This window comes from Halomonas sp. BC04, assembly GCF_000568385.1.
Map to the genome: position 1 here is coordinate 1 of NZ_AZQX01000280.1, position 7,108 is coordinate 7,108.

Below are 7,108 nucleotides of genomic sequence, written 5' to 3' on the forward strand. Positions count from 1 at the left end.
CTCGACCAGGAGATACCATGTCGATCTATCGCTATGACGGCCACGAGCCCGACATCCACGAAATGACCTATGTGGCGGATACGGCCGATGTCATCGGCCGTGTCGTGCTGGAAAAGGGAGCCAGTGTCTGGTACCAGGCCGTGCTGCGCGGTGACAACGAGACGATCACGATCCGCGAGAACAGCAATATTCAGGAGTGTGCGGTACTGCACACCGACCCCGGCTATCCGCTCGAGGTGGGCGAGGGGGTTACCGTCGGCCATCAGGCCATGCTGCACGGTTGCACCATCGGCGCCAACTCGCTGATCGGTATCCAGGCGATCATCCTCAATGGCGCGGTGATCGGGCGCAACTGCCTGGTCGCTGCCGGAGCCGTGGTCACGGAGGGCAAGAGCTTTCCGGACAATTCACTGATCGTCGGTGCCCCGGCCAAGGTCGTCAGGGAGCTTTCCCCGGAAGCCGTAGCCAAGCTGCAGGCCAGCGCCAGCCACTACGTGACGCGGGGGCAGGCGCACAAGGAGAAACTCGAACGGATTGGTTGATGTCTGGCCGAATGGTAGCGAAGGGGTGCCACGCCGTTGACGTGGCACCCCGGGTCCGACACTCAGCCCGCGTCCGGCTGCTCCCCGGGTGATGCCCTGTGGAAGGCGTCGAGGGCGCGGCAGTTGTTGGTGATGCGCCGGATCCGCGGGTAGGCGGAAAGGTCGCACTCGAAGCGCTCGGCGTTGAACACCTGGGGCACCAGGCAGAGGTCCGCCAGGGTTGGGGTATCGCCGTGGCAGAAGTCGCCGGTGCCGGCCTCGCGGGCCAGCATCGCTTCCAGGGCGGTGAAACCCTCGGTGATCCAGTGGCGATACCAGGCCAGCTTGGCCTCCTCGTCCAGCTTCAGCTCATGGACCAGGTACTTGAGCACTTTGAGGTTGTTGAGCGGGTGAATCTCGCAGGCCACCAGCTGCGCCAAGGCTCGGACCCGGGCGCGATCCGCCGGATCGATCGGCAGTAGCGGCGGTTCGGGGTAGCGCTCCTCCAGATACTCACAGATCGCCAGGGACTGGGTCAGCTGGGTGCCGTCATCGGTCTTGAGTACCGGCACCAGCCCCTGGGGGTTGCGGGCGAGATTCTCCTGCCCGCGCTGCTCACCCTTGACCAGGTTGACCAGGCCCTGGTCGTACGCCAGGCCCTTCAGGTTGAGGGCGATGCGCACCCGGTAGGCCGCCGACGAGCGGAAATAGCCGTATAGCGTCGTCATCGTATAGTCTCCGCGGCTGCTGGGGCTGGCTTACTTGGGCTGACTTACCTTTGTCTGGTATGGCACCACCTGCTGGTCGATGGTGCCGAAGATGTTGTTGCCCTCACGGTCGAACATCTCGATGCGCACCCGGTCGCCGAAGCGCATGAAGGAGGTCTTGGCCTGACCGTGCAGGATCTGCTCGACCATGCGCACCTCGGCCAGGCAGCTGTAGCCCACGCCGCCATCGGCGATCGGCTTTCCCGGGCCGCCGTCGGGGTCGGGGTTGGAGACGGTGCCCGAGCCGATCACGGCGCCGGCGCCGAGATACCGCGTCCTGGCGGCATGGGCCACCAGCTGCGGGAAACTGAAGATCATGTCCGGGCCGGCTTCCGGCTCGCCGAACTTCTCGCCGTTCAGGTGCACGGTCAGCGGCAGGTGCACCTTGCCGTCCTGCCAGGCATCGCCCAGCTCGTCCGGGGTCACGGCGATGGGCGAGAAGCTGGAGGCCGGCTTGGCCTGGAAGAAGCCGAAGCCCTTGGCCAGCTCGCCGGGGATCAGGCCGCGCAGGCTGACGTCGTTGACCAGCATGATCAGCTTGATATGGCCGGCGGCCTGCTCCGGGGTTACCGCCATGGGCACGTCGTCGGTGATCACCGCGATTTCACCCTCGAAGTCGATGCCGTGCTCCTCGCTGACCGCCTCGATGTCCTCGGTGGGCGCCAGGAACTTGTCGCCACCGCCCTGGTACATCAGCGGGTCGGTCCAGAAGGTCTCGGGCATCTCGGCATTGCGCGCCTGGCGCACCAGCTTGACGTGGTTGAGGTAGGCGGAGCCGTCGGCCCAGTGGTAGCTGCGCGGCAGCGGCGAGTGCAGCTTGCCCTGGTCCAGGTCGAAGGCGCCCTCGGCCTTGCCGTCGTTGAGCTCGGCATAGCGCTGCTCCAGCTTGGGTGCCAGGCTGTCCCAGTTCTCGACCGCCTGCTGCAGGGTGGCGGCAATGTCGGTGGCATGTACGGCGCGGCTCAGGTCGCGGGAAACCACGATCAGTTCGCCGTCACGGCCGTTCTTCAGAGTTGCGAGTTTCATCGTCGTTGGGTCCTTTCGTCAGGGGCGAGGCCCCGTGGGGCCTCGTCCGTTCTTTGTCTTGGTGCCGCAGCGCTCAGGGCTGTTTCGAATCGCTCAGGGCTGTCTGTCGTCGCTCAAGGCTGTTTAACGTCGCTCAAGGCTGCTTCGGATCGAAGTGCGAACGCAGGGTCGACCAGACGTCGACGTAGTCGCGCTGGCGGATCTCGGCGTTCAGTGCGGCCTCTGTCGGATGATAGACGTAGCGGCTCTCGAACATGAACGCCAGGGTATCGCCTTGATAGTGAGGCGCAAGCTCGGCGTTGGAAGCTTCTCGAAGGTATCGGCGTCCGGTCCGTGGGGTGACATGCAGTTGTGCAGGCTGGCGCCGCCAGGCAGGAAGCCTCCGCCTTGGCATCGTACTCGCCGTGGATCAGGCCCATGAACTCGCTCATCAGGTTGCGATGGAAGTAGGGCGGGCGGAAGGTGTTCTCGGCCACCATCCAGCGCGGCGGGAAGATCACGAAGTCCAGGTTGGCCATGCCCGGCGTGTCGGAGGCTGAGGTCAGCACGGTGAAGATCGACGGGTCGGGATGATCGAAGCTCACCGTGTTGATGGTATTGAAGTGGGCCAGGTTGTACTTGTAGGGCGCGTAGTTGCCGTGCCAGGCCACCACGTCCAGGGGCGAGTGGCCGAGCTTCGTGGCCCAGAAGCGACCGGAGAACTTGGCCACCAGCTCGAAGTCGCCCTTGAGGTCCTCGTAGCTTGCCACGGGGCTCTGGAAATCGCGTGGATTGGCCAGGCCGTTGGCGCCGATGGGCCCCAGGCCCGGCAGTTCCAGCGGGCTGCCGTAGTTCTCGCAGATATAGCCCCGGGCGGCGTCGGCGCCCTCGGCCAGGCGTACCTGGAACTTGATGCCGCGGGGAATCACGGCGATCTCGCCGCCGGCCACCTGCAGCTCGCCCAGTTCGGTGCGCAGTCGCAGGGTGCCAAGCTGCGGCACGATCAGCAGCTCGCCGTCGGCGTTGTAGAAGAAGCGCTCGGTCATGTCCCGGTTGAAGGCGTAGACGTGCACGCCGCAGCCGGCCTGGGTGCCGGCATCGCCGTTGACCGCGATGCTCAGCAGCCCGTCGACGAAGTCGGTGGGCTCGGCGGGAACGGGCAGCGGGTCCCAGCGCATCTGGTTGGGGTCGGCGGCGGGCTTGGCCAGCGGTGCCGTGGCCACGCCCTCGACGGTCAGCGGGCGGTAGGCGCTCTGTACCACCGAGGGACGGATGCGATAGAGCCAGCTGCGCAGGTTCTGATGGCGCGGGGCGGTGAAGGCCGAGCCGGTGTACTGCTCGGCGTAGAGCCATAGGCGCAACGCTGGGGGGAATTCTGGCCCACCGGCAGGGCGCCGGGCAGCGCTCGGTGGAGAAATGGTTGCGAAAGCCGCTTTGATACTCAAGCGTCTCGGTCGTCATGGGGGGTATCCTCGTCATCCGTGCTGTTATTGTTGCCGGGCCTGGGGTTCGGTGGACTGGGGTTCGCTGGATTGAGGCTCGCTGGCCTGGGTGGCGATCTCCAGTGCCTCTTCGAGCACCTGCTGGTCGCCGATGTGATTGGCCAGCAGCAGGATCAGCCGGGCATTGATGCGCTCGCTCTCCGCCTCGCTGCGTTCGCGATGCGCTGCGGTGAGCGCGGCGTAGAAGGCGTCCGGGGCGGTGAAGTTGGGATTGAGTTCAAGCCGTGGCATGGCGGCCTCCCTGATGGTCGGGGCGGTCTTCGGAAACGGCGGCAAGGTGGGCGCCCAGGGCACGCTCCATCGCCTCGTCGATCGCCTTGGCCGAGACCTCGGGCCAGCGGGCGGTCACGTGCTGATCGGGGCGCAGCAGGTAGCCGGCGCCGGCCGTCAGGCCGTAGCGCTCTCCGATCAGGTTCTCGGCGTCCTCGACCACGATGCTGCGCGGCAGCCCGGAGAGGGCGTGGGGTGTCGGTCCGACGATCACCAGGTCGAGGTCGTCGCGCTCATCCAGCAGCGACTGCAGTTCGGTCTTCAGGACCTCGGCCCGGGCATTGTCGACGCGCCCATCGAGCATCAGCACGAAGCGGTTGCCGAGCTGATTGAGTAGCCAGGCGCTCTTACCGGCGAGTCGAATCGGCGCATCCTTGGCCGGGCTGCCGGGTCGCAGTTCCAGCGGGAAGCCTTCGGCGCCGGTGTCGTTCAGCGGCGAGCGTCATAACGACAGGGCACCGACAGCCGGCCGCTGTTCACCAGGCTGCGGGCGAAGGGGTAGTGCTCGGCCAGCTCCAGGGTGGTATCGCGGAACACGCGGCTGATGCGGCTCTTGGGCGTGATGAAGTCGGTGGCGCGGGTCGAGTTCAGGATGTTCTCGGCGGCACCGTGCTGGCGCTCGTCATTGTAAGTCTCAAGCAATGCCTCGGGCGCCTGGCCCCTGAGTACCCGGGCCAGCTTCCAGGCCAGGTTCTCGGTGCTCTGCAGCGCACCGTTGGCGCCGCGAGCGCCGAAAGGCGAGACCTGGTGGGCGGCATCGCCCATGAAGAACACCCGGTTGTGGATATAGTCATCCATCTTGCGACAGCGGAAGGTATAGACGCTGGCCCACTCCAGCTCGAACTCCACGTCCTCACCGAGCATGGCCTGCACTCGGGGGCGGATGTTCTCTTCCTTCTTCTCCTCTTCCGGGTCGGCGTCCCAGCCAGCTGGAAGTCGATGCGCCAGACGTTGTCCGGCTGCTTGTGCAGCAGCACCGACTGGTTGGGATGGAAGGGCGGGTCGAACCAGAACCAGCGCTCGGTGGGAAAGTCGGCTTTCATGATCACGTCGGCGATCAGGAAGTGGTCCTGGAAGATCTGGCCCTTGCTCTCAAGGCCGAGCTGATCACGGATCTTGCTGTTGGCACCGTCGGCCACCAGCAGGTAGTCGCAGGTCAGGCGATAGTCGCCGTCTTCCGTGCTGACCAGCACCTCGCTGCGCTCGGGGCGGCTGTCGACCTCGGTCACCTTGTGCTTCCAGCGCAGGTCGATCCGCTCGGCGAGCTCGTCGGCACGATCGACCAGATACTCCTCGAAGTAGTACTGCTGCAGGTTGATGAAGGCCGGCATGCGGTGGCCCTCTTCCGGCAGCAGGTTGAAGTCGTAGACTTCCCGCTCCTTGAAGAACACCCGGCCGTGCTGCCAGGTCACGCCCTTCTCGATCATCGGCTGGCCACAGCCCAGGCGATCGAGGATCTCCAGGGTACGCTTGGCGAAGCAGATGGCTCGTGAGCCGACGCTGACGGTGTTGTTGTCATCGAGCACGACGCAGTCGATGTCCTGCTGGGCCAGGTCGATGGCCATGGCCAGGCCGGTGGGGCCGGCGCCGACGATCACCACCGGGCAGTGGCGCACGTCGTCACGGTCGAGTTCCGGTGGGCGTCGATACGGGTAGACGGGATTCTTGTAGGTAGATGGCATGCTTCCTCCGACCGCGGCAGGTCGGACCCTGGGTCGACCTGCCGCAGGCGCCGCTAGCCGGATGAGGCTTCGGCGAGGTTGGTAGTAGTGTCTTACTGGTTCTCGACCACTTCCTGCAGCGAGTGCCACATGGCGGTGTCGCGCTCGGCGGTCCAGATCCGCGGATCGGGGTGCTCGCCGCCCGCCTCGTCATAGCAGCGGGTGATGTCGAAGGGCACGCAGTGATCGAAGATTACCCAGTGGCCGTACTTCGGCTTGAGCAGGGCGTAGGTCTCGGCATAGCACTCGGAGAGTGACTTGCCGGCCGCCTTGCCCGCCTTGACGCTTTCATACATGTCATTGAGGAAGTCGCGGGTACCCTGGATCGCTTCCTGGCACTGCTCGGGGGTCTGCAGCGCCTCACCGCGGCCTGGTACCAGCTTCTGCGGGGCCATCGCCTGCAGGCGGTCGAGGGTGGCCGGCCAGTATTCGTGATAGGCGTCGCCGGTGTAGGGGGTGGCGCCATATTCGACCAGGTCTCCGGAGAACATCACTTTCTCCTCGGGCAGCCAGACGATGGTGTCGCCCTTGGTGTGGCCGCGTCCCAGGTGGATGATGCGCACCTCGCGCTTGCCCATGTACACCGTCAGCTCCTCCTTGAAGACGATGTTGGGCCAGGTCAGGCCGGGCACGGAGTCCACCCCCTTGAACAGGCGCGGGAAGCGGCCGACCTCGGACTCATAGTCCTGCTGGCCGCGTTCGACGATCAGGTCGTAGGTGTGCTGGCTGGCGTAGATGTTCTCGGCGTCGTAGGCGGAGGCACCCAGCACGCGCACGGCGTGGTAGTGGGTCAGCACCACGTGCTTGATCGGCAGGTCGGTGATCTCGCGGATCCGGCGGATGACATCCTGGGCCATGATCGGGGTGGCCTGGGTATCGATCACCATCACACTGTCATCGCCGATGATGACACCGCTATTGGGGTCGCCCTCGGCGGTATAGGCGTAAAGGCCTTCGGCCAGCTTGGTAAAGCTGATCTGCTTCTCTTCGGTATCGGCGTGGGACGCAAATTTCTTGCTCATGGTTCCTCTCCAATGTCTCGTCGGGGGCATCTGGCCAGGTGCACGAGAACAGCCGGCCTCGACCCGATCTGGCGTGTCAGGTTGAACCGAGCATAGTTGCTTTTGAAACTATATGTCCAGCGGTCCGGGGATTGGTTTCACGTTCAGCTGCGGGAGAAATGGCAAAAAATTGCTTAAGATCATGGATTTCTTTGGTTTTTAATACCTAAGTCTAATACGAATTTTCGGCAAATTAGTTGCAGGGGAGAGTAACTGCGGTCATGGTGACAGCGGAGAATACGCAGACTGAAGCTTCTGGCC

General features: G+C 64.7%; 7 protein-coding genes and 3 pseudogenes. 1 reads left to right on the forward strand and 9 read right to left on the reverse strand.

The window, feature by feature from the left end:
• Window positions 1–17: 17 nt before the first annotated feature.
• Window positions 18–542: a gamma carbonic anhydrase family protein gene (locus Q427_RS19100; RefSeq protein WP_043516696.1), complete on the forward strand. Its 525-nt coding sequence runs from the start codon at window positions 18–20 to the stop codon at window positions 540–542.
• Between the two features lie 62 nt (window positions 543–604).
• Here Q427_RS19100 and maiA read toward each other — a convergent pair whose 3' ends face one another.
• From maiA to Q427_RS19130, 9 genes and pseudogenes are all read right to left on the reverse strand, one after another.
• Window positions 605–1,249, reverse strand: coding sequence for a maleylacetoacetate isomerase (gene maiA / locus Q427_RS19105; RefSeq protein ID WP_043516698.1), 645 nt, complete (start codon window positions 1,247–1,249; stop codon window positions 605–607).
• A 30-nt stretch (window positions 1,250–1,279) separates the two neighbouring features.
• Window positions 1,280–2,314 (reverse strand): fumarylacetoacetate hydrolase family protein, encoded by a 1,035-nt coding sequence (locus Q427_RS19110; RefSeq protein ID WP_043516699.1) that lies wholly within the window; start codon window positions 2,312–2,314, stop codon window positions 1,280–1,282.
• A gap of 133 nt (window positions 2,315–2,447) precedes the next feature.
• Window positions 2,448–3,754: pseudogene (gene hmgA, locus Q427_RS19115) on the reverse strand (homogentisate 1,2-dioxygenase).
• Window positions 3,755–3,780: 26 nt separating this feature from the next.
• Window positions 3,781–4,026, reverse strand: a complete 246-nt coding sequence (locus Q427_RS19120) for a DUF2783 domain-containing protein (protein ID WP_051496531.1) — start codon at window positions 4,024–4,026, stop codon at window positions 3,781–3,783.
• Window positions 4,013–4,375 (reverse strand): hypothetical protein, encoded by a 363-nt coding sequence (locus tag Q427_RS34440; RefSeq protein WP_231613791.1) that lies wholly within the window; start codon window positions 4,373–4,375, stop codon window positions 4,013–4,015. Before Q427_RS34440 ends, Q427_RS19120 begins: the two co-directional genes overlap by 14 nt.
• A 119-nt stretch (window positions 4,376–4,494) precedes the next feature.
• A complete protein-coding gene (locus Q427_RS34445; RefSeq protein WP_231613792.1) occupies window positions 4,495–4,707 on the reverse strand; it encodes a hypothetical protein in 213 nt (70 codons plus the stop codon).
• A gap of 12 nt (window positions 4,708–4,719) precedes the next feature.
• Window positions 4,720–4,929 (reverse strand): annotated as a pseudogene (locus Q427_RS35575) (FAD-dependent monooxygenase); the annotation flags it as partial.
• 176 nt (window positions 4,930–5,105) lie between these two features.
• A pseudogene (locus Q427_RS35580) lies at window positions 5,106–5,747 on the reverse strand (FAD-dependent monooxygenase); the annotation flags it as partial.
• Between the two features lie 92 nt (window positions 5,748–5,839).
• Window positions 5,840–6,808, reverse strand: a complete 969-nt coding sequence (locus Q427_RS19130) for an MBL fold metallo-hydrolase (RefSeq protein WP_043516701.1) — start codon at window positions 6,806–6,808, stop codon at window positions 5,840–5,842.
• Window positions 6,809–7,108 lie beyond the last annotated feature (300 nt).